The organism is Cryobacterium sp. Hh7, assembly GCF_004403155.1.
In the GTDB taxonomy this organism is placed as follows: Bacteria; Actinomycetota; Actinomycetes; order Actinomycetales; family Microbacteriaceae; genus Cryobacterium; species Cryobacterium levicorallinum.
This window is the reverse complement of sequence record NZ_SOHG01000040.1, coordinates 12508-33996: the sequence shown is the minus strand read 5'-3', so window position 1 is coordinate 33996 and position 21489 is coordinate 12508. Positions and strand designations below refer to the sequence as shown.

General features: G+C 65.6%; 20 protein-coding genes. 18 read left to right on the top strand and 2 right to left on the bottom strand.

Annotated features, from left to right (window positions below; genetic code table 11):
• Positions 1 to 49: 49 nt before the first annotated feature.
• Positions 50 to 754 carry a transcriptional repressor LexA gene (gene lexA / locus E3T43_RS11685; RefSeq protein WP_104132437.1) on the bottom strand — a complete coding sequence of 235 codons (705 nt, stop codon included), beginning with the start codon at positions 752 to 754 and terminating at the stop codon, positions 50 to 52.
• A 290-nt stretch (positions 755 to 1044) separates the two neighbouring features.
• Between lexA and E3T43_RS11680 the strand changes: the two genes are divergently transcribed.
• From E3T43_RS11680 to E3T43_RS11645, 8 genes are all read left to right on the top strand, one after another.
• Positions 1045 to 1458: a LysM peptidoglycan-binding domain-containing protein gene (locus tag E3T43_RS11680; protein WP_134442418.1), complete on the top strand. Its 414-nt coding sequence runs from the start codon at positions 1045 to 1047 to the stop codon at positions 1456 to 1458.
• Between the two features lie 31 nt (positions 1459 to 1489).
• Complete coding sequence (locus E3T43_RS11675) at positions 1490 to 2614, top strand: histidinol-phosphate transaminase (RefSeq protein ID WP_134442416.1); 1125 nt, start codon at positions 1490 to 1492, stop codon at positions 2612 to 2614.
• Between the two features lie 9 nt (positions 2615 to 2623).
• On the top strand, positions 2624 to 3247 hold the full coding sequence (gene hisB, locus E3T43_RS11670; RefSeq protein ID WP_134442414.1) for an imidazoleglycerol-phosphate dehydratase HisB: 624 nt from the start codon (positions 2624 to 2626) through the stop codon (positions 3245 to 3247).
• A complete protein-coding gene (hisH, locus tag E3T43_RS11665) occupies positions 3244 to 3876 on the top strand; it encodes an imidazole glycerol phosphate synthase subunit HisH (protein ID WP_134472570.1) in 633 nt (210 codons plus the stop codon). The genes hisB and hisH overlap by 4 nt, the downstream gene beginning before the upstream one ends.
• Before the next feature lie 93 nt (positions 3877 to 3969).
• Positions 3970 to 4716, top strand: coding sequence for a bifunctional 1-(5-phosphoribosyl)-5-((5-phosphoribosylamino)methylideneamino)imidazole-4-carboxamide isomerase/phosphoribosylanthranilate isomerase PriA (gene priA, locus E3T43_RS11660; protein WP_092449858.1), 747 nt, complete (start codon positions 3970 to 3972; stop codon positions 4714 to 4716).
• Positions 4716 to 5555: an SseB family protein gene (locus tag E3T43_RS11655; RefSeq protein ID WP_134442411.1), complete on the top strand. Its 840-nt coding sequence runs from the start codon at positions 4716 to 4718 to the stop codon at positions 5553 to 5555. Before priA ends, E3T43_RS11655 begins: the two co-directional genes overlap by 1 nt.
• A 48-nt stretch (positions 5556 to 5603) precedes the next feature.
• Positions 5604 to 10367 carry an ATP-dependent helicase gene (locus E3T43_RS11650; protein WP_134472569.1) on the top strand — a complete coding sequence of 1588 codons (4764 nt, stop codon included), beginning with the start codon at positions 5604 to 5606 and terminating at the stop codon, positions 10365 to 10367.
• Positions 10360 to 11148 carry a DNA-formamidopyrimidine glycosylase family protein gene (locus tag E3T43_RS11645; protein WP_134442407.1) on the top strand — a complete coding sequence of 263 codons (789 nt, stop codon included), beginning with the start codon at positions 10360 to 10362 and terminating at the stop codon, positions 11146 to 11148. Before E3T43_RS11650 ends, E3T43_RS11645 begins: the two co-directional genes overlap by 8 nt.
• A 66-nt stretch (positions 11149 to 11214) precedes the next feature.
• On the opposite strand, the gene E3T43_RS11640 is transcribed toward E3T43_RS11645, so the two are convergent.
• On the bottom strand, positions 11215 to 11580 hold the full coding sequence (locus E3T43_RS11640) for a DUF1844 domain-containing protein (RefSeq protein ID WP_104132443.1): 366 nt from the start codon (positions 11578 to 11580) through the stop codon (positions 11215 to 11217).
• 289 nt (positions 11581 to 11869) lie between these two features.
• On the opposite strand from E3T43_RS11640, the gene infC reads away from it, so the two are divergent.
• From infC to pheT, 10 genes are all read left to right on the top strand, one after another.
• Positions 11870 to 12496: a translation initiation factor IF-3 gene (gene infC / locus E3T43_RS11635; protein WP_104127223.1), complete on the top strand. Its 627-nt coding sequence runs from the start codon at positions 11870 to 11872 to the stop codon at positions 12494 to 12496.
• Positions 12489 to 12683 (top strand): 50S ribosomal protein L35, encoded by a 195-nt coding sequence (gene rpmI, locus E3T43_RS11630; protein ID WP_092341054.1) that lies wholly within the window; start codon positions 12489 to 12491, stop codon positions 12681 to 12683. Before infC ends, rpmI begins: the two co-directional genes overlap by 8 nt.
• 36 nt (positions 12684 to 12719) lie before the next feature.
• A complete protein-coding gene (rplT, locus tag E3T43_RS11625) occupies positions 12720 to 13112 on the top strand; it encodes a 50S ribosomal protein L20 (protein WP_092449848.1) in 393 nt (130 codons plus the stop codon).
• Positions 13113 to 13237: 125 nt separating this feature from the next.
• Positions 13238 to 14038, top strand: a complete 801-nt coding sequence (locus tag E3T43_RS11620) for an RNA methyltransferase (RefSeq protein ID WP_092449846.1) — start codon at positions 13238 to 13240, stop codon at positions 14036 to 14038.
• 263 nt (positions 14039 to 14301) lie between these two features.
• Positions 14302 to 15090 carry an amino acid ABC transporter ATP-binding protein gene (locus tag E3T43_RS11615; protein ID WP_134442406.1) on the top strand — a complete coding sequence of 263 codons (789 nt, stop codon included), beginning with the start codon at positions 14302 to 14304 and terminating at the stop codon, positions 15088 to 15090.
• A gap of 51 nt (positions 15091 to 15141) precedes the next feature.
• Entirely contained in the window at positions 15142 to 16014 is an 873-nt protein-coding gene (locus E3T43_RS11610) for a glutamate ABC transporter substrate-binding protein (protein WP_134472568.1), read from the top strand.
• Positions 16015 to 16159: 145 nt separating this feature from the next.
• Positions 16160 to 16807 (top strand): amino acid ABC transporter permease, encoded by a 648-nt coding sequence (locus E3T43_RS11605; RefSeq protein WP_134343670.1) that lies wholly within the window; start codon positions 16160 to 16162, stop codon positions 16805 to 16807.
• Positions 16804 to 17718: an amino acid ABC transporter permease gene (locus E3T43_RS11600; RefSeq protein ID WP_134442402.1), complete on the top strand. Its 915-nt coding sequence runs from the start codon at positions 16804 to 16806 to the stop codon at positions 17716 to 17718. The genes E3T43_RS11605 and E3T43_RS11600 overlap by 4 nt, the downstream gene beginning before the upstream one ends.
• A gap of 20 nt (positions 17719 to 17738) precedes the next feature.
• Entirely contained in the window at positions 17739 to 18797 is a 1059-nt protein-coding gene (pheS, locus tag E3T43_RS11595) for a phenylalanine--tRNA ligase subunit alpha (protein ID WP_134442400.1), read from the top strand.
• Positions 18797 to 21391 carry a phenylalanine--tRNA ligase subunit beta gene (gene pheT / locus E3T43_RS11590; RefSeq protein ID WP_134442398.1) on the top strand — a complete coding sequence of 865 codons (2595 nt, stop codon included), beginning with the start codon at positions 18797 to 18799 and terminating at the stop codon, positions 21389 to 21391. The genes pheS and pheT overlap by 1 nt, the downstream gene beginning before the upstream one ends.
• The last annotated feature ends 98 nt before the right edge of the window (positions 21392 to 21489 follow it).

Below are 21489 nucleotides of genomic sequence, written 5' to 3'. Positions count from 1 at the left end.
CGGGCCTCGCGCCGTGCTTCTGTTCTCTTCTTTGCTTGAAGGTGACTCGCTAGACCGAGCGCAATACGGCGACGACCTTGCCGAGGATGTCGGCGTAGTCGCCGACGATGGGCTCGAAGTTACTGTTGCGCGGCAGCAGCCAGGTATGGCCGTCGCGCTTGCGCAGTACCTTCACGGTGGCCTCGTTGTCGAGCATGGCCGCCACGATTTCGCCGTTCTCCGCGGTCTTCTGCTGGCGAACGACAACCCAGTCACCGTCGCAGATCGCCGCATCGATCATCGACTCACCGACGACCTTGAGCATGAACAGCTCCCCCTGGCCGACGAGCTGGCGGGGGAGCGGGAAGATCTCGTCGATCTGCTGATCTGCCGTGATCGGAATGCCGGCAGCGATTCGACCGACGAGGGGAACCATCGCAGCGTCGCCGACCTGCACGCCCGGGTGAAAACTGTCCTGGTCGCCGGTTCCGACGTCTTCGGGCGCGCGTTGAATCTCGATGAGTACCTCGAGTGCGCGAGGACGATTCGGGTCACGACGCAGATAGCCGCTCAGCTCAAGCTGGTTGAGCTGGTGAGTCACGCTCGATAGCGAGGCGAGGCCGACGGCGTCACCGATCTCACGCATGCTCGGCGGGTAGCCGCGCGAGCTGACCGAACGCTGAATAACGTCGAGGATGGCGAGCTGGCGCGGGCTCAAACTCTTGCGGCGCCGAGTGCCGCCCTTGTCGCGGGTACCGCCGGTGCTTTGTGTCACGAGAAGCGCTCCTTGCGTCGGTCCCGCGCGGGTTAGAGGACGTCTCGCGGGAATGTCGGTGGTGTCTGGTTGAGTAGCAATCAAGCAATTGACCTATCGAAAGTTTATCCAGTTCTCGGCCTTGAAACAAACACTTATTCGAGTGTGTTGCGTGATTTTCCGGGCAGAGACGAGAAAAAGCTTGCATGTTCGATTGTTCGAAGTTATATTCGGAACATAGTTTCGTATTCGGTCCTCCCGGCCGAGGGCCGAATACGAGACTCGCAGCCCGCCTACCTTGGAGGTTTGACATGACCACAGCATTTGCTCCCGCAGTTTCTCTCCCGCCCGTCACACGTCTTCGCCTCACCCGGCGTGGGCGAGTCGTCTTCACCACGCTCGCCGCATTGCCGGTCGTTCTGGGCGCCCTTGTATTTGCCGTCAATGGGGGAGCGGTGGGCGCCTCTGGGGCCGCCACCGGCATCGATCTCGTGTCGTACACAACCGACTCCGGCATCGTGGCCACGTTGGCCTATTCACCGACCGACGTCGGTTCAGCCCGATTCATCACGGTCGAACCCGGCCAAACTCTCTGGAACCTTGCTGAAGAGAACTTTCCCGCCGCCGACCCGCGCGACGTTGTCGCCGATATCAAGCGCATCAACGCCCTGTCGGTGGAAACGCTGCAGCCGGGCCAGCGCCTGGAAATCCCCGCCAACTCCTAAGTAGTGATGGGCAGCAGTACGGGGCCCTAGCATGGAGAGGGTGACCAGTCTCGAAGATCTTCCCCTCCGCACCAACCTGCACGGCCTGACGCCCTACGGTGCTCCGCAACTGCATGTTCCAGTGGCCCTGAACGTGAACGAGAACACGCACCCCATTCCTGAAGCGGTGGCCCGCGACATCCTCGCCGGCCTGGCCGAGGCCATCCGCTCGGTGAATCGGTATCCCGATCGAGAGTTCACCGCCCTGCGCGAGGCGCTCGCCCGCTACCTCGGCGAAGGACTGACCGCCGAGAATATCTGGGCGGCCAACGGCTCCAACGAGGTGCTGCAACAAGTGCTGCAGGCTTTCGGCGGACCGGGACGCAGCCTGCTGGGCTTTGCCCCGACCTACTCGATGTACTCGATCCTCGCGTCGGGAACCGACACCACCTGGATTGCCGGTGCCCGCGACGCTGACTACGAGCTGTCGCCAGCGACCGCCGTGAGCGAGATCACGCGTACCAAGCCCGATATCGTCTTTCTCTGCTCGCCGAACAACCCCACCGGTACGCCGCTCTCCCTCGAGACCATCGCCGCTGCCTATGACGCGACCGACGGCATCGTCGTGGTCGATGAGGCCTACGCCGAATTCGCTCCGGTCGGCACCCCGAGCGCGCTCACCCTGCTGCCTGGCCGGGAACGCCTGCTCGTCTCCCGAACGATGAGCAAGGCCTTCGCGTTCGCCGGTGCCCGTGTGGGCTACCTGGCTGCCGATCCGGCCGTAACGGATGCCCTGCGTCTGGTTCGCTTGCCGTACCACCTCTCGGCCCTGACCCAGGCGGCCGCAAACGCGGCCCTGGCGCACAGCGTCGAGATGCTCGCGATGGTCGATGACATTCGTGGGCAGCGCGATCGACTCGTTGTCGAGCTTGCGGGCCTGGGCTATGCCCCGCACCGCAGCTGGAGCAACTTCGTACTGTTCGGGGGAGTAGCCGACCCGCACGAGACCTTCGAGGCGCTGCTGGCTGAGGGAATTCTCATTCGCGATGTGGGCATCGCCCACCACCTGCGCGTGACCGCCGGCACCGAACAGGAGACGACCCTGTTCCTCGACGCCATCGCCCGACTTGGTCGCAGTGGTGGCCCCGGTCAAATTGCGCCCGCCCAAGCCGAATAAACTAGGTCCATGAGCTCACCTGCTGACATTCCCGCACCCCGCGTCGCACACCTGCAACGGGAGACGAGTGAATCCAGCATCGACCTGTCTCTGAACCTTGATGGCACCGGCGTCAGTGACATCCGTACCTCGGTTCCGTTCTTCGACCACCTGCTGACGGCGTTCGCCAAACACTCCCTGACCGACCTCACGGTGCGCGCCTCCGGCGACATCGAAATCGACGTGCACCACACCATCGAAGACGTCGGAATCGTGCTCGGTCAGGCCATTCGTCAGTCCCTTGGTGACAAATCGGGCATCTCCCGTTACGGTGACGCTCTCGTGCCCCTCGACGAGGCGCTGGCCCAGGCCGTGGTCGACATCTCCGGCCGCCCCTACCTCGTGCACACGGGCGAACCGGCCGGTTTTGAATTTCACCTCATCGGCGGACATTTTACCGGCTCCATGGTGCGTCACGTCTTCGAAGCGATTACTTTTCACGCCTGCCTGACCGTGCACGTGACCCTGCTTGGCGGGCGCGATCCGCACCACATTGCCGAGGCTGAATTCAAGGCCTTCGCCCGCGCCTTCCGACTCGCCAAGGCCCTCGATCCGCTGGTGCACGGTATTCCGTCGACCAAGGGAGCCCTATGACGAAGGTTGTCGTCTTCGACTACGGAACCGGAAACGTGCACTCCGCGGTCAAGGCGCTCGAGTTGGCCGGCGCCGAGGTCACCCTCACGAGCGACCGCACGACTGCATTGGAGGCCGACGGTCTCGTCGTGCCCGGAGTTGGAGCGTTCAGCGCCGTGATGGCAGCGCTCAAGTCCGTTCGCGGTGACGACATCGTCGACCGTCGTCTGGCCGGCGGCCGCCCGGTGCTCGGAATTTGCGTCGGCATGCAGGTCATGTTCGAGCATGGAGTGGAACGTGGCGTGGACACCGAGGGGCTCGGCGAATGGCCGGGAACGGTCACCGAGCTTCCCGCGAAGATCCTTCCGCACACGGGCTGGAACACCGTCACGAGCGCACCGAACTCTGAATTGTTCCGAGGCATCGAAGACGAGCGGTTCTACTTCGTGCACTCCTATGCCGCGCAATCCTGGACGCTTGAGGTCATGCCGCCGTTCCCAGAGCCCCGGCTGACCTGGGCCGATCATGGGGCGCCGTTCCTGGCCGCGATCGAGAACGGACCGCTCAGCGCCACCCAGTTTCACCCGGAGAAATCGGGGGAGGCAGGCATCCGCTTGTTGAAGAACTGGATCGGCACGCTGCACAGTTAGCCCGGCGAGCCTAGACTTCACAGTCCCATCCGCATCACAGCCACAGCCCCTGCAATTGGTCGCACAGCGCGACCGCACCAATCAAGGACACCAATGAGTGAGTTCAACAAGACACCGAGGCTCGTCCTCCTGCCCGCCGTCGATGTGGCCGGCGGCAAGGCGGTTCGCCTGACCCAGGGCGAGGCCGGCACGGAAACGAACTACGGTGACCCCGTCGACGCCGCGGCCGACTGGGCCAGGCAAGGTGCTGAGTGGATTCACCTCGTCGACCTCGACGCGGCCTTCGGCCGTGGCAGCAACACGGGTGTGATCAAGAAGGTCATTCGTCAGGTCAAGGGCGTGAACATCGAGCTCTCCGGCGGTATCCGCGATGACGAATCGCTCGAAGCGGCACTGACCACCGGCGTTAAACGCATCAACCTCGGCACCGCAGCGCTGGAAAACCCGGAGTGGGCGGCGAGCGTCATCGCACAATACGGTGAGGCCGTTGCCGTTGGCCTTGATGTACGCGGAACCACCCTGGCCGCGCGTGGCTGGACCAAAGATGGCGGGGACCTCTGGCAGGTCCTCGAACGGCTCGAAACAGCCGGGTGTGCCCGCTATGTGGTGACCGACGTCACCAAGGACGGCACTCTGCAGGGCCCGAACATTGACCTGCTGCGTCAGGTACTCGACCGCACGCGCAAGCCGGTCATTGCCTCCGGCGGCATTTCGAGCCTTGATGACATTCAAGCGTTGCGCAAGCTTGTGCCGCTGGGGCTTGAGGGTGCCATCGTGGGCAAGGCGCTCTACGCCGGCGCGTTCACGCTGGCCGAGGCCCTGGACGTCGCGGGGGACTAATGGCTCGGGCGCGAAACCTCGGCTCAACGGGAGACCCCTCGGGGCAGCCGGGCTCAGGACGACCTGGCGACGGGAATGAGTCAGCCAACACGGCCGACTCGGCCGGCCAGCCGTGGGCCGGACGGGAATTCGAGGCCAACCTCGACGCCGGTGATGACGGGGCCGCGCCCGCCGCCCTTGCCGCGGCGCTTGCCCGTTTTCAAGCTCGAGAGGCCGGCGAAGAAAGCGTCATCGATGCTATTCGCGGATCTCGCCTGCTCATTCCGCTGGTGACCAAGCTCGGCGAGGCCGCCGTGAACGCGCGCGGGCAGACCATCGATAAAACCCAGGAACTATCGATCATCACGGTTGAAGGGCCGGACGGCCGTACCGTGCTCCCAGTCTTCTCGTCGACCGCTGCCATGGCGGCGTGGAACCCCCTCGCAAGGCCCGTACCAGCGGATGCCGTGCGCGTCGCCCTGGCCGCCGCGCAGGAAGACACCGACCTCGTCGTGCTCGACCCGACATCCCCCGGGGAATTCATCATTCGGCGACCGGCGCTTTGGGCGATCGCCCAGTCGCTGCCGTGGACTCCGAGTTACGCGAGCCACTTCATCGCCGACGCTTTCACCGCATCAATCGCCACGGAACTCTCGGTGCTCTCGGTTCAGCTCATGGCGGGCGACCCGCTGGCGCAGCTCAAAGGTCCCGAACTCGTGGTCCAACTGGAATTGGTCGACGGCCTCACCCAGTCGGACCTTGACGCGATTCTGAGCCGCCTCGGCACCCGGTGGTCGGAGAGCGAGATCATCACGACCGGCGTGGATTCGCTGCGCGTCAAGCTCGTCGCCTCCGCGTAGGTTTCCGGGTGAAATCCGAATGTCGGTGGGGTGAGCGACAATAACGGTATGAGCGACGTTCTGGAACGATTCTCCCCGGCCGCTCGGGCCTGGTTCACCGAGGCTTTCGCGGCACCGACAGCAGCGCAGCTGGGAGCATGGGAGGCCATTTCGTTGGGTTCGCACGCCCTTGTGGTGGCTCCGACCGGGTCGGGCAAGACCCTCGCCGCGTTCCTGTGGGCCATTGACCGGCTGGCCACCGAGTCGGCCGCACCGGCCGCACCGGGCGTGCCCGCCGCTTCCACGCCCATCACTCGCGTGCCCGCCGCTTCCACGCCCATCACTCGCGTGCCCGCCGCTTCCACGCCCATCACTCGCGTGCCCGCCGCTTCCACGCCCATCACTCGCGTGCCCGCCGCTTCCACGCCCATCACTCGCGTGCTGTATATCTCGCCGCTCAAAGCACTCGGCGTCGATGTGGAACGCAACCTCACCGCTCCGCTCGTGGGAATCACCCGTTCGGCCCAGCGGCTCGGCCTGGAGCCGCCGCGCGTCACGGTTGGCGTGCGCTCGGGAGACACTCCGGCCGCCGACCGGCGCAAACTGGTCACCTCGCCGCCCGACATTCTTATCACCACCCCGGAGTCGTTGTTTCTCATGCTGACCTCGGCCGCCCGCGAATCGCTGCGCGGCGTGCAGACCGTCATCATCGATGAGGTGCACGCGGTCGCGGCGAGCAAACGCGGTGCACACCTGGCCGTCTCCCTCGAGCGACTCGACGCCCTGCTGAGCCGGCCGGCGCAACGTATCGGGCTCTCCGCCACGGTGCGGCCGCAGAGCGAGGTGGCCCGATTTCTCGGCGGCGCCGCACCCGTGCAGATCGTGGCTCCGCCCGCGCTGAAACGGTTCGACCTGCGGGTGGTCGTACCGGTGGACGACATGAGCGACCTCGGTCCGGTGCCGCAACGCGAAGGAGTCACGTCAGCTTCGGCGCCGCAGACCGGGTCGATCTGGCCCCACGTCGAGGAGGCCATCGTCGACGAGGTGCTTGCACACTCCTCCAGCATCGTGTTCGCAAACTCGCGCCGCCTCACCGAACGGCTCACGGCCCGGTTCAATGAAATCTATGCCGAGCGCCTGGCCGGGGAGGAGGCATCCGCTCTCGTGACGGTGTCGCAGGGGGACGCCCGGGCGGTGGGCAGCCCCGCGCCTGCCAGACCGCCAGCCGAGCTCATGGGCGCGAGCGGCGAGAGTGCGGGGGCCGAACCGCTGCTCGCTCGCGCGCATCACGGTTCGGTCAGCAAAGAGCAGCGCGCGCTCATTGAAGACGACCTGAAATCGGGGCGGCTGCGCTGTGTCGTCGCCACGTCGAGCCTTGAACTCGGCATTGATATGGGCGCCGTCGACTTGGTCGTGCAAGTGGAGTCACCGCCGTCGGTGTCGAGCGGGCTGCAACGGCTCGGCCGGGCCGGGCACCAGGTGGGTGAGATTTCGCGCGGGGTCATCTACCCCAAACATCGGGCCGACCTCATCCACGCCGCGGTCGCCGCCGAACGCATGGTCGCCGGTGCCATCGAATCGCTGCGGGTGCCGACCAATCCGCTCGATATCCTGGCCCAGCAGACGGTCGCGGCCTGCGCGCTTGAACCAATCGACGTCGAGACCTGGTTCGACACCGTGCGGCGCAGTGCACCCTTCGTAACCCTGCCCCGCTCCGCCTACGAGGCCACCCTCGACCTGCTGGCCGGTCGGTATCCCTCCGACCAGTTCGCAGAACTGCGCCCGCGCATCGTCTGGGATCGCGACGCCGGCACCCTCACCGGCCGCCCCGGCGCGCAACGGCTGGCCGTCACCAGTGGCGGCACCATTCCTGACCGCGGTCTATTTGGCGTCTTCATGGTCGGCGGAGAGCAGATCACCGGCAAGCGGGTCGGTGAACTCGACGAGGAGATGGTCTACGAGTCCCGCGTGAATGATGTCTTCGCGCTCGGCACCACGAGCTGGCGCATTCAGGAGATCACGCACGACCGAGTGCTCGTCGTGCCGGCGTTTGGGCAGCCCGGGAGGCTGCCGTTCTGGAAGGGCGACGGGCTGGGCCGCCCGGCCGAACTGGGCCAGGCCATCGGTGCCTTCGTGCGCGAGGTCGGCAGCCTGCCGGCCGACCAAGCCAGGGACCGCTGCGCCGTGGGTGGCCTCGACGACCGGGCGATCACTAACCTGCTGGCCTTTCTCGGCGAGCAACGCGCTGCCACCGGGCAACTGCCGACCGACCGCACGCTCGTGGTCGAACGCTTTCGGGACGAGCTGGGGGACTGGCGGGTCGTGTTGCATTCCCCGTATGGCACCCCGGTAAACGCGCCGTGGGCACTCGCGGTCGGTGCCCGCGTGCGCGAACGCTATGGAATCGACGGCTCCTGCGTGGCAAGTGACGACGGCATCGTCGTACGCATTCCCGACACCGAAACCGAGCCGCCCGGCAGCGAACTGTTCGTGTTCGACCCCGACGAGCTCGAGCAACTGGTCACCGACGAGGTTGGTGGCTCGGCTCTGTTCGCGTCCCGGTTTCGCGAGTGCGCCGCCCGAGCCCTGCTTCTGCCCCGCTACAAGCCCGGGGCGCGCTCACCGCTCTGGCAGCAACGCCAGAAGGCGGCGCAACTGCTCGACGTGGCCCGCACCTTCCCCACTTTTCCGATCATTCTCGAAACCCTGCGGGAATGCCTGCAAGACGTCTACGACCTGCCGGCCCTCGGGGTGCTGGCCCGACAGATCGCCTCGCGCGAACTGCGCCTGATCGAAATCACGACCGACACCGCGAGCCCGTTCGCGAGTACCCTGTTGTTCGGTTACGTCGCCGCCTTCATGTATGAGGGCGACACCCCGCTGGCCGAGCGGCGGGCGACCGCCCTCGCGATCGACTCGAGCCTGCTCGCCGAACTCCTGGGTCGGGTCGAGCTGCGGGAGCTGCTCGACCCAGCCGTCATCGACCAGACCGACCGGGAACTGCAGCGGCTCACCCCCGACTACCGGGCCAAGGGCGTTGAGGGTGTCGCGGACCTGCTGCGTACCCTGGGGCCGCTCAACACCAGCGAGGTCGCCGAGCGGATGCTCCTGCCCGCGCCCGAATCGCCGCACGTGCCCGGTGCGATGGGGGCAGAGCAGGCCCTGCTCGCTCTCGTTGATGCCCGCCGCGCCATCCGGGTCAACGTCGGCGGTGAGGATCGCTGGGCGGCGGTCGAAGACGCCAGCCGGTTGCGCGATGCCCTCGGCGTTCCCCTGCCGATCGGCGTTCCCGCCGCCTTCACCGAATCCGCGCCTGATCCGCTCGGTGATCTGGTGAGCCGGTATGCACGTTCCCACGGGCCCTTCACAACGAATGCCGTCGCCGACCGGTTTGGTCTCGGTACGGCCGTCGTCCAAATCGCCCTCGGCCGACTCGCCGATGCCCGACGCATCGTGGCCGGAGAGTTTCGACCCAACGGCAGCGGCCTGGAATGGTGTGACGCCGAGGTGCTGCGGCGGCTCCGCCGCCGTTCCCTCGCCGCGCTCCGGCACGAGGTCGAACCGGTCGACCAACGGGCGATCGGCCGGTTTCTGCCGGCCTGGCAGCACGTGGGCGGAAAGCTGCGCGGAATCGACGGAGTCGCATCCGTTGTTGAGCAGCTGGAGGGGGCGCGCATTCCGGCATCCGCGTGGGAGACGCTCATTCTGCCCGCCCGGGTCAGCGACTACCGTCCGGGTATGCTCGACGAACTCACCAACGCGGGCGAGGTTCTCTGGGCCGGTGCGGGAACGCTTGCCGGCAATGACGGCTGGGTGAGCCTGCACCTCGCCGAAACCGCCCAGCTCACCCTGCCGGTACCGATCGACGTCGAAACGACGCCCCTGCAACAGGAGATCCTGGCGACCCTGGGCAGTAATGGTGCCTACTTCTTTCGGCAACTTGCCGATGCCGTCGGTAGCCAGAATGACCAGGAATTGGTGCATGCGCTGTGGGACCTGGTCTGGGCCGGCCTGATCACCAATGACACCTTCGCCCCGATCCGGTCGCTTCTCTCCGGCGGTCACACCGCGCATCGCCCGAGCCGGGCCGTGCCCCGGGCACGCCTGCACCGCGGGCGGTCGATGCCCCGGCCGAGCCTGGCGAGCCGCGGCGGACCACCGACGGTGTCTGGTCGCTGGTCGATTCTGCCCGTGGCCGACGACTCACCGACCCACCGCGCGCACGCCCTGGGGGAGACCCTGCTCGAACGCTACGGAGTCGTGACGCGCGGCGCGGTCATGGCCGAGAACGTCATCGGCGGATTCTCCCTCGTCTACCGCACGCTCACCGGATTCGAGGAGATGGCGCGCTGCCGACGCGGCTACTTCATCGAGGGGCTCGGCGCTGCCCAGTTCGCCACCGGCGGCACCATCGACCGGCTGCGCACCTTCGCCGCCGGGGTAGCAGACTCGTCGGTCGGGCATCCGGCCGTGGTGACCTTGGCCGCGACCGACCCGGCGAACGCGTACGGTGCTGCCCTGCCGTGGCCGGCGCTCCCCGGCGACACCACCCATCGCCCGGGCCGGAAGGCGGGTGCACTCGTCGTTCTCGTCGATGGCGCCCTCGTGCTCTACGTCGAGCGCGGCGGCAAGACCGTGGTCGCCTTCGAGACGGATGAGGCCACGCTCGCGGCCGCCACGGCGAGCCTGGCTGCTCTGGTCACAACGGGTCGCATCCAGAAAATCGCGGTCGAAACGGCCAACGGCGTGTTCGTCATGGGCACCGAGGTGGGTGCGGCTCTGCGCGCCGCGGGATTCACCGAGACTCCAAAAGGGCTGAGGCTTCGTGCCTGAGGGCGATACCGTCTATCGCACGGCCCGAACCCTCGACCAGGCGCTGCGTGGCAGTATTCTCACCGGCTGCGACATCCGCGTGCCGGCCTTCGCGACCGTCGATCTCACGGGCCAGACCGTGCACGAGGTCGTCAGTCGCGGCAAACATCTGCTGCACCGGGTCGGCGAGACGAGCATCCACTCGCATCTGAAAATGGAGGGCGCCTGGCACCTGTACCGGCCCGGCACGCGGTGGCAGCGGCCGGCGTTCCAGGCGCGCATTGTGCTGCAGACCCTGGACTGGGTCGCGGTCGGGTTCGAGCTTGGTGTGCTGGAGCTGGTTCCCACCCGGGCCGAGTCGGAGGTGGTCGGCTATCTCGGACCCGACCTGCTCGACACCGAATGGAGTGCGGGCAACAGCGCCGAGGCAGCCACGCGCCTCGCTGCTCGGCCCGAACAATCGGTCATTCTGGCCCTCGCCGATCAGCGCAATCTCGCCGGGCTCGGCAACGTCTATGTCAACGAACTCTGCTTTCTGCGCGGACTATTGCCGACCCGGCCCCTGGCCGAGGTCACCGACGTCCCCGGACTCGTCGCCCTGGCCCGGCGCCTGCTCCTGGCCAATAAAGACCGCGACGAACGCACGACCACCGGCAACCTGCGCCGCGGCGCCCAGACCTGGGTCTACGGGCGAGGCGGTCAGGCGTGCCGACGCTGCGGAACCCACATTCAACGCAGCACTCTCGGTCGCAGCGATGTCGAGCAGCGCAATACATTCTGGTGCCCGCACTGCCAGACCTGACTCAAGCTGCGCAGAACGGATGCCGTCGGTCGGGTGACCGGCGGCATCCGTTCGTAAGGGGAGGAATCAGTTGACCGGGCCGGTGAGCTTCTCGCCGGGGCCTTCGCCGATCGCGTCGGGAAAGGCGGACGCCTCGCGGAACGCCAGCTGCAGTGAGCGCAGCCCGTCGCGCAGGCTACCCGCATGAAGGCTGGAGATGTCGGGAGCGGCAGCCGTGACCAGCCCGGCGAGAGCAGTGATCAGTTTGCGCGCCTCGTCAAGGTCGATCTGGGCATCGGGATCGTCGGCGAGCCCGCACTTGACGGCGGCCGCACTCATCAGGTGCACCGCGGCCGTGGTGATGATCTCCACAGCGGCCACATCAGCGATATCGCGCGTGGCCTGTGCTGCATCCTGCTCAAAATCCGTATCTTGCTCAAAACTAGGGCTCACTGCATTCCTCTGCTATGCTCGTCTTTGGTTCCGGGACAATAGTCTCGGTACGAAAGTGGAGAATCTCCCACCCGCGCATACCGCTTCATCAAGGTTACCGGGTAGATTGCACTCCGCCGTCGCGTTATCGCCTCCCTCGGGAAGATGGCAGCGTGAGGGTAGACAGGGTGCCGTGTGGAACACGTCAACGAAAAAGTTGGCGTGGAAATCGCGTGATTTTCCTCTCTTCGTCCCCAGGCGGCATCCGCTGTCTGGTTGTGATCACGAAGTTAACCAAGAGGAGAGACGCATCAGCGATCCCCGTACAAATGACCGTATACGCGTCCCCGAAGTTCGTCTCGTTGGTCCCAACGGCGAGCAGGTCGGGGTCGTGGCGATTGATGTTGCCCTGCGCCTGGCACAGGATGCCGACCTCGACCTCGTCGAAGTTGCACCCGAAGCCAAGCCGCCCGTGGCCAAGATCATGGACTACGGCAAGTTCAAGTACGAGGCTGCGCAGAAGGCCAAGGAGGCCAGGCGCAACCAGGCGAACACGATCCTGAAAGAGGTTCGTTTCCGTCTCAAGATTGATACGCACGACTACGAGACCAAGCGCAAACGCGCCGAAGGCTTCCTGAAGAGCGGTGACAAGGTCAAGGCCATGATTCTTTTTCGTGGCCGTGAACAGTCCCGGCCTGATCAGGGCGTACGACTGCTCCAAAAATTTGCCGAGGATGTCGCCGAGTACGGTTCCGTGGAATCGACTCCGATGATCGACGGTCGAAACATGGTCATGGTGATTGGCCCGTTGAAAAACAAGTCAGAAGCCAAGGCCGAGATCAACGCCCACAAGGCTGCCGAGAAGGCAGACAAGGTCGCCGATAAGGCAGACAAGGTTGCCGACAAGGCAGCGAAACAGGAGGAACCACATGCCTAAGATGAAGACCCACTCCGGAACCAAGAAGCGTTTCAAGGTCACCGGAAGCGGAAAGATCATGAAGCAGCAGGCCGGACTTCGTCACAACCTCGAAGTCAAGAGCACGCAGCGCAAGTCCCGTTTGAACCAGGACCAGGTGCTGGCCAAGTCAGACCAGAAGGTCATCAAGAAGCTTCTCGGTCTGTAACACCAGGCCCCCGTAACGAATAAGGATTTGTAAAAAATGGCAAGAGTAAAGAGGGCCGTAAACGCCCACAAGAGTCGCCGCGTTATTCTCGAACGCGCCAAGGGCTACCGCGGTCAGCGTTCACGCCTGGTCACCAAGGCGAAGGAGCAGCTCACTCACTCCTTCACCTACAGCTACCGTGACCGTCGTGCACGCAAGGGTGACTTCCGTCGCCTGTGGATCCAGCGGATCAACGCTGCGTCGCGCGCGAATGGCCTGACCTACAACCGTCTGATCCAGGGCCTCGGCCTGGCTGGCATCGAGGTTGACCGTCGTATCCTCGCCGACCTGGCCGTCAACGAGGCAGCGACGTTCGCCGCCCTCGTCGAGAGCGCCAAGGCAGCCCTTCCCGCCGACACGTCGGCACCGAAGGTCGCCGTCAAGGCGTAATGCTTCACCGTGATTGACCACCACCGGCTGCCTCCTGGGCGTGAATGTGGTGAATCGGTCAGAGTTCCACAGTGAGGAGCGGGCGACCTGGTCGCCCGCTCCTTTTCTGCAAGTAAACTTGGCACATGCTTGATAATCCACGTTCACCGCGCGTCCGTGCCGTCGCAAAACTTGCCAAGCGCGACGCGCGCCTCGAGTCCGGTCTCTTTCTACTCGAAGGCCCGCAGGCCGTCTCAGAAGCCCTCACCTTTCGCCCAGAGCTCGTCGTAGAGCTGTTCGCCACGCCGACCGCGCTCGATCGCTATACCGATCTGGCCCAGAAGGCCGTCGACGCCCAGGTCGAGGTGGAGTTCGTCTCCGAAGAAGTACTCGAGGCCATGGCCGATACGGTCACCCCGCAGGGCTTCGTGGCTGTCTGCCACCAGTTCCCCACCTCGGTCAAGAAGATCTTCAACGCGGGCCCCAAGCTCGTCGCCATTCTCGAAGAGGTGCGCGACCCCGGCAACGCCGGCACCATCATTCGGGCAGCGGATGCCGCTGGCGCGGACGCCGTCATCCTCACCGGTCGCAGCGTTGACCTGTACAACCCCAAGGTCATCCGTTCCTCGACCGGCTCCATTTTTCACCTCCCCGTCGCCATCGCGGCTGATCTCTCCGACGTGCTGGACCGTGCCCGCTCCGCCGGCCTGCAGCTGTTCGCTGCCGACATCAAGGGTTCCGACCTGCTTTCCGCCCGCAATGAGGGGCTGCTCGCCGCTCCGACGGTGTGGCTGTTCGGCAACGAGGCCCGCGGCCTGACCGACGAAGACCTCGCCCGGGTCGACCGCAGCGTCAGCGTGCCGATCTACGGCGAGGCTGAGTCGATGAACCTGGCGACCGCGGCATCCGTTTGCCTGTATGAAAGCGCGTTCGCCCAGCGCGCCTGACCTGCCCTTCCGCACAAAAACCCGATGCCCGGACAGCTCCGTCCGGGCATCCGGCATGCCCGGGGCGAGTGTGCTCGGGCATGGCCGAGCCGACCCTTTTTCTGCGGCGGCCGAGCCGCTGGAGGGGTCGGCTGGTGCCCGGCCGGAGACCGCCGGCAGACCTGCTACATAGCACAGACAACCGATGCCTGGACTGTTACAAATGCGTTACTGTCCGGGAATTTGGCACCCCTCATCCGGTGATCTGTTCTAAGTTGGAGGGTATGGAGCCAATAGATTCGTCCCCGGCCACCTCGAATATCACCGTTCGTCGGGGCGAACCGCTAGTCGTCGTCAAGGACATCAACAAGCACTACGGAGAACTGCACGTTCTCAAGAACATCAACGCCGTGGTCAACCGCGGCGAGGTGGTCGTCGTGATCGGACCGAGTGGGTCGGGAAAATCGACGCTCTGCCGGGCCATCAACCGCCTCGAGACCATCGATGACGGCGTCATCACCATCGATGGCGTCAAGCTTCCGGAAGAGGGCAAAGCCCTGGCGCACCTGCGTGCGGACGTCGGCATGGTCTTTCAGGCCTTCAACCTGTTTGCGCACAAGACCGTGCTCGAGAACGTCACGCTCGGACCGATCAAGGTGCGCGGCATGTCGAAAGCGGATGCCGAGACGAAGGCGATGGCACTGCTCGACCGTGTCGGAGTAGCCAACCAGGCGCAGAAGATGCCCGCACAGTTGTCCGGTGGCCAGCAACAGCGCGTCGCCATCGCGCGTGCCCTGGCCATGGATCCGAAGGTCATCCTTCTCGACGAGCCGACCAGTGCCCTCGACCCGGAGATGATCAATGAGGTGCTCGAGGTCATGGTCGACCTCGCCAACGACGGTATGACCATGATCGTCGTGACGCACGAGATGGGCTTCGCCCGCAAGGCCGCAGACCGCGTCATCTTCATGGCGGAGGGCGAGATCGTGGAGGAGACCACGCCCGAGGAATTCTTCACCAACCCCCAAAGCACGAGAGCGAAAGACTTCCTCTCCAAAATACTTGCCCACTAATCGGTGGACAGGGTTTACACAGCAGCAGTACCAGCAATCAGGAGAAAAACCATGAGACTCAAAAAAGGTCTAGTGATTTCGGCCATTGCGATCGCAAGTGCGCTCGTGCTCAGTGGCTGCGCGGACTCGGGAGCCCCCACCGGCGACGCCGCCCCCGTGGAGACCGCGGTGTCATTCCCCGAGGGAAGCACCATGGCCCGCCTGGCCAACGCCGGTTCCATCAACATCGGAACAAAGTTCGACCAGCCGCTGTTTGGCCTGCTCGGCCCCAGCGGCGACCCCGTCGGCTTCGACGTTGAGATGGGAAAGCTCATCGCGGCCAAGCTCGGCATCCCGGCATCGGGCATCAACTGGAGTGAGACCGTTTCGGCCAACCGCGAGCCGTTCATTGAGAACGGCCAGGTCGACCTCGTGATCGCGACCTACACGATCAACGACACCCGCAAAGAGGTCGTGTCCTTCGCCGGACCGTACTACTCGGCCGGACAGGACCTGCTCGTGCTCGCGGGCAACCCCGACAAGATCACCGGCCCCGAAGACCTCGCCGGCAAGAAGGTGTGTACCGTGAGCGGTTCCACCTCGGAGAAGAACATCGCCGAGTACACGACCGATATCATCGCCTCGGATACCTACTCCAACTGCCTCGGTCCGCTGCGCAGCGGTGAGGTCGCCGCAGTGACCACCGACAACGTGATTCTGGCCGGCCTGGCCGACCAGAATGCCGGACAGTTCGAGGTCGTCAACAACGCATTCACCGAAGAGCCCTACGGCATCGGCCTCGCGCATGACGACACCGAGTTCCGCAACTTCATCAACGACGTGCTCGAAGAAGCGTATGCGGACGGAAGCTGGGTCTCGGCTTGGGAATCCACCGCCGGCACCGTGCTCGACACCCCCACCCCGCCGGCCGTCGACCGCTACTAGGTCGACCCCTGCTAATCGCTAGCTAGCTCGCGCTAACCAGCATTGAGCCGTGGCGATCCGCCCAGGGGCGGGTCGCCACGGTGACGAAATCAGCATGTTCCACGCATAGACCACAGACAGACAGACAAAGACGAGGAGGTGAGTTGTGGACGCAGTCATCGACAACCTGCCGCTGTTCCTGGAAGGCTTCCGGAACACCCTGGGCCTGCTTCTCATCGCCGGAGTCGGCGCATCCGTTATCGGGCTTGTTGTCGCAGCGATGCGCATCTCGCCGATCTCGTCCTTCCGTGTGTTCGCAACCGCCTACACGGAACTTGTTCGCAATACTCCGCTGACGCTCGTACTGTTCTTTTGCGCCTACCTCCTGCCCCTTCTGGAGTTCAGCCCCGGATACTTCCAGCTGGCAGCCATCGGGCTCACGGTTTACACCTCGCCCTTCGTCGCCGAGGCACTTCGGTCCGGCGTCAACGGCGTGCACGTGGGGCAAGCCGAAGCAGCACGCAGTGTGGGCCTCACCTTCGGGCAGACCCTCACGTTCGTGGTGATGCCCCAGGCCATCCGCATGGTGGTGCCGCCACTGATCAATGTGCTCATCGCTCTCACCAAGAACACGTCGGTCGCCGGTGCGTTCTTCGTCTTCGAACTGTTCGGCGCGGCTCGCAAGGTGACCAATGACCGTGGTGATGCCGTCATCCCGATTTTGCTCGCGGTCGCAGCGTTTTACCTGGTCATCACCATTCCTCTTGGCCTGATCGCCGGCAGGATCGAGAAGAAGGTGGCGGTGCTCCGATGAGTTCTGTACTGTACGACGCCCCCGGACCGAAGTCCCGCGCGCGATCGCGTCTCATCTCCGTTGTCGGCACGATCATCCTGGCCGGTGGCCTGCTCGCCCTGATTGTGGTGCTCGGCCTGCCCAAGACCAGCGCCAACGGTGCGGTGCAGCCCGGCCTCTGGGATATCAGCCGCTGGGACGTCTTCAATGACCTGCTGGTCTGGCGTACCCTCGGGTTGGGCGCGCTTGCGACGCTGCGCATGGCCGCGGTCGCCGCCGTCTTCGCACTCGTGATCGGAGTGCTGTTCTCCTTCGGGCGATTGTCGGCATCCGCTTGGATCCGGGTGCCCACCACGGTGCTGCTCGAATTCTTCCGCGGCATGCCCGTACTGCTCATGATGCTGTTCATCCTCCTGGTGTTCTCCACCGGTTCGTTCTGGGCGGGTGTGGCTGCCCTGTCTGTCTATAACGGTGCCATCATCGGTGAGGCGCTCCGCGCCGGGATCAACGCCCTGCCGCGCGGGCAGCGCGAGGCTGGACTCGCCATCGGCCTGACCCCGGTGGCCACCCGGTTCCGCATTGAGTTCCCGCAGGCCTTTCGCCAGATGCTGCCGATCATCATCGCCCAGCTGGTCGTTCTACTCAAGGACACGTCGCTGTCCTTCATCGTGGGCTACAACGAACTGCTTCGGGCCGGGCTCAACCAGCTCGCCAATTTCTTCGGCGAGCAGTACAAATTCTCGTTTTTCTTCATTGTGCTCGCCATCTATCTGGCCATGAACCTGTCACTGTCCTGGCTGGCACGCCGAATTGCCAAGCGCACCGGCCCGCAGGCCGGCAGCGTCACCAAGGACGACTCGGTATCTCCGATTGACCCAGTGCAGGCCGACCCGCGCGCGCTGGGTGCCCAGAGCAGAAGCCAGGGCGCCTGAGGCAGGTAAACTCAGGGACTGTGTCTGATTCCGCTGGTCCCATCGACCCACCCGCCATTACCGAAGAGGCAGTGAACGCCGCGGTTGACGCCGCACTGGCCGCCATCGCCGAAGCCGTTACGACCGCCGCGCTGAAGCTCGTACGCAGCGAGCACGCAGGGGAGTCCTCTCCGCTGTCGAAGCTCAATGCCCTCATGCGCAGCGTGCCCGGCGACCAGAAGGCCGCTGCCGGCAAGCTCGTCGGCCAGGCCCGCGGCGCCGTGACCAAGACGCTGACCGCCCGCGAAGACGAGATCGGTGCGATTGAAGCCGCCGCCCGGCTGCTCGCCGAAACGGTGGACGTGACGGCAGCGGCATCCGCTTGGAAGGCCGGGGCGCGGCATCCGATTTCACTGCTGACCGAACGGGCCGCCGACGTGTTTGTGGCCATGGGCTGGGAAGTAGCCGAAGGACCGGAGCTCGAGAGCGAATGGTTCAACTTCGACGGGCTCAACTTCGACGAAGACCACCCCGCCCGCGCCATGCAGGACACCTTCTTCGTCGAACCGACGGATGCCCACCTCGTTTTGCGCACGCAGACCTCGCCCGTGCAGCTGCGCGCGTTGCTCAGCCGCGAGCTTCCGGTGTACGTCGTCGCACCTGGACGGGTGTTTCGCACCGACGAACTCGACGCGACGCACACGCCGGTGTTCCACCAGATCGAGGGCATCGCCATCGACAAGGGCCTCACCATGGCGAACCTGCGCGGCACGCTCGACCACTTCGTGCAGGCCTTGTTCGGCCCCGAAGCCAAGGTACGCCTGCGCCCGAACTACTTTCCGTTCACCGAACCGAGCGCCGAGCTCGACGTCTGGCACCCGACCTTCAAGGACGGCGCGCGGTGGATCGAGTGGGGCGGCTGTGGCATGGTGCACCCCAACGTGCTGCGCTCCGCCGGAATCGACCCCGAGGTGTACTCCGGGTTCGCGTTCGGCGTCGGCGTGGAACGAGCAGTGATGTTTAGAAATGACGTAAAGGACATGCACGACATGGTCGAAGGCGATATCCGGTTCAGCCAGCAGTATGGGATGACGATCTAATGCGGGTACCACTGTCCTGGCTCGGCGAATTCGTCGACCTCGCGCCCGGCACGACGCCGGAAGACGTGCACGCCGCTCTCGTCAGTGTCGGCCTCGAAGAAGAAGAGATCCACCGCTTCGAGGTGTCCGGCCCGATCGTGGTCGGCGAGGTACTCGAATTCGTCGGCGAAGAGCAGAGCAACGGCAAGACCATCAACTGGTGCCAGGTGCGCGTAGCCCCCGAGGGCGAACTCGCCGCCGACGGCGGCCCGGCGGTGCACGGCATCATCTGTGGCGCGCACAACTTCGCCGTCGGCGACAAGGTCGTTGTGACCCTGCCCGGCGCCTCGCTGCCGGGACCGTTTCCGATCGCCGCCCGCAAAACGTACGGCCACGTCTCCGACGGTATGATCGCCTCGGCCCGTGAACTCGGCCTTGGCGACGAGCACGACGGCATTCTGCTGCTGTCATCGCTCGGCATCGACGCCCCGGTGGGAACGGATGCCATCCCCCTGCTGGGCCTGGACGACAGCGCCGTCGAGATCAACGTGACGCCTGACCGCGGCTACGCCTTCTCCATTCGCGGCGTCGCCCGCGAATATTCGCACGCGACCGGCGTACCGTTTCGGGACCCCGCACTCGCCCTCACCGTCGTGGCCCCGGTCACTCGGTTCCCGGTCACGATCGACGACCAGGCCCCGATTCGGGACCGGACCGGTGCGACGGTGTTCGTGACCCGCGTCGTGCGCGGCGTCGATCCGACCCGGCCAACCCCGGCCTGGATGATCGCCCGGCTGGGGCTGGTCGGCATCCGCTCGATCTCGCTCGTAGTCGACGTGACCAACTACGTGATGTTCGAGCTCGGCCAGCCGCTGCACGGCTACGACCTCGACAAGCTGGCCGGCGGCATCATCGTGCGACGCGCGACCGCCGGCGAGAAATTCACCACGCTCGACGCCGTCACCCGCACGCTCAACATCGAAGATCTGCTGATCACCGACGAATCCGGGCCAATAGGCCTGGCCGGAGTGATGGGCGGGGCGAACACCGAGATCAGCTCGGAGACCGTCAATGTGCTCGTCGAGGCCGCCAACTTCGACCCGGTGTCCATTGCGCGCTCGGCCCGCCGCCACAAGCTGCCCAGCGAGGCGAGCAAGCGGTTCGAACGCGGCGTCGACCCGCAAGTTGCTGCCGTTGCCGCCGCCCGCGTGGTGCAGCTGCTGGTGGAACTTGCCGGGGGAGTTGCCGACGACCTCGGGTCGGTTTACAACGAGGCGCCGGCCGCACAGCCGATTCTGCTGCCGACCGGATTCGTGTCGGGTCTGATCGGCTTTGCCTACACCGGGGATGAGGTGCGTGCTGCCCTGGTCGACGTCGGTGCCTCCCTCGAGGAAGCCGACGGCGACCTGCAGGTCACTCCGCCGACCTGGCGCCCCGACCTCACCGACAAGTGGACCCTGGCCGAAGAGGTCGCCCGCATTGTCGGGTACGACAAGATTCCTTCGGTTCTGCCGGTCGCGCCGCCCGGCCGCGGCCTGACGCACACCCAGACGCTGCGCCGCACGGTCGCGCAGACCCTCGCCGCCACCGGCCACAGTGAGGTGCTGACCTATCCGTTCGTCTCCGAGCAGGCGAACAACCTGTTCGGTGTGGCCGTCGTGCCGTCGCAGACGGATGCTGACAGCACCGACGGTGCTGCGGCATCCGCTGCCCCGATCGCGGTGCCCCAGATGAAGGTCGCCAACCCGCTCGACGGTGAGGCGCCGTACTTGCGCACCTCGATCCTGCCCGGAATGCTGCAGATCGCGCACCGCAACCGTTCTCGCGGGCTGGTCGATGTGGCCATCTACGAGCAGGGCCTGGTCTTTCGGCCCGTGGCCGGGGTGAGCTACGGCATGGCTGTGCTTCCCGCCGGGGCCGCACGACCGAGCACGCAGGATGAGGCGGCGCTGAACGCGGGAATTGTGCCGCAGCCGCTTCTGGTCGGCGTCGTTCTCATCGGCAACGACGTGCGGCACCAGCCGGGTCAGGCTGCCGTCGCCGCCGGCTGGCAGTCGGCGCTGGCCGCCGTGCAGCAGGTGGCGCTGGCCACCGGGGTGCGCATCGAGGTTCGTCAGGGTCGGCATCCGGCGATGCACCCCGGGCGCACCGCCGAACTGTTCGTCGCTGCTCCGGGCACCGCCGCCACGGCGTCGGTCGGATTTGCCGGCGAACTTTTGCCCGCGGTAGCCGACGACTACGACCTGCCCGCAGTCGTCGCCGTCGCAGAGATTAACCTCGCGCTCGTCTTCGCGCAGGCCGGAGTGATCAATACGGTCACGCCGATCCGCACGATGCCCGCCGCCACCCAGGACCTCTCGCTCGTCGTGCCGGCCTCCGTGCCGGCTGCTGACCTGCGTGCGGCCGTGGCGGAGGGCGCCGGTGACCTGCTCGAGAGCATCGAACTGGTCGATGACTACCGCGGTGCCGGAGTCGAACCCGGCCAGAAATCACTCACCTTCGCGCTGCGTTTTCGCGGCGAGGAACGCACGCTGACCGCTGCCGAAGCCAGCGCTGCGCGCCTGGCCGGTGTCGCTCTCGCGGCCGACCGGTTCGGTGCGACCCTGCGCGAGTAAACGCTGGTGAGCGGATGCCGCGGCCCGACCCTGCGGGGTCGGCCCGCGGCATCCGCTGTTCGGGCTGCGAGGTGCAGCGTTCGGAAGCGGCCGGGACC

Excerpts from the sequence above, each read along its gene's own strand:
- E3T43_RS11680 (WP_134442418.1), top strand. The coding sequence starts at position 1,045 with ATGACCACAGCATTTGCTCCCGCAGTTTCTCTCCCGCCCGTCACACGT.
- E3T43_RS11650 (WP_134472569.1), top strand. The coding sequence starts at position 5,604 with ATGAGCGACGTTCTGGAACGATTCTCCCCGGCCGCTCGGGCCTGGTTC.
- pheT (WP_134442398.1), top strand. The coding sequence starts at position 18,797 with ATGCGGGTACCACTGTCCTGGCTCGGCGAATTCGTCGACCTCGCGCCC.
- E3T43_RS11655 (WP_134442411.1), top strand. The coding sequence starts at position 4,716 with ATGGCTCGGGCGCGAAACCTCGGCTCAACGGGAGACCCCTCGGGGCAG.
- E3T43_RS11675 (WP_134442416.1), top strand. The coding sequence starts at position 1,490 with ATGGAGAGGGTGACCAGTCTCGAAGATCTTCCCCTCCGCACCAACCTG.
- rplT (WP_092449848.1), top strand. The coding sequence starts at position 12,720 with ATGGCAAGAGTAAAGAGGGCCGTAAACGCCCACAAGAGTCGCCGCGTT.
- E3T43_RS11600 (WP_134442402.1), top strand. The coding sequence starts at position 16,804 with ATGAGTTCTGTACTGTACGACGCCCCCGGACCGAAGTCCCGCGCGCGA.
- E3T43_RS11620 (WP_092449846.1), top strand. The coding sequence starts at position 13,238 with ATGCTTGATAATCCACGTTCACCGCGCGTCCGTGCCGTCGCAAAACTT.
- E3T43_RS11610 (WP_134472568.1), top strand. The coding sequence starts at position 15,142 with ATGAGACTCAAAAAAGGTCTAGTGATTTCGGCCATTGCGATCGCAAGT.
- hisB (WP_134442414.1), top strand. The coding sequence starts at position 2,624 with ATGAGCTCACCTGCTGACATTCCCGCACCCCGCGTCGCACACCTGCAA.
- E3T43_RS11615 (WP_134442406.1), top strand. The coding sequence starts at position 14,302 with ATGGAGCCAATAGATTCGTCCCCGGCCACCTCGAATATCACCGTTCGT.
- hisH (WP_134472570.1), top strand. The coding sequence starts at position 3,244 with ATGACGAAGGTTGTCGTCTTCGACTACGGAACCGGAAACGTGCACTCC.
- priA (WP_092449858.1), top strand. The coding sequence starts at position 3,970 with ATGAGTGAGTTCAACAAGACACCGAGGCTCGTCCTCCTGCCCGCCGTC.
- rpmI (WP_092341054.1), top strand. The coding sequence starts at position 12,489 with ATGCCTAAGATGAAGACCCACTCCGGAACCAAGAAGCGTTTCAAGGTC.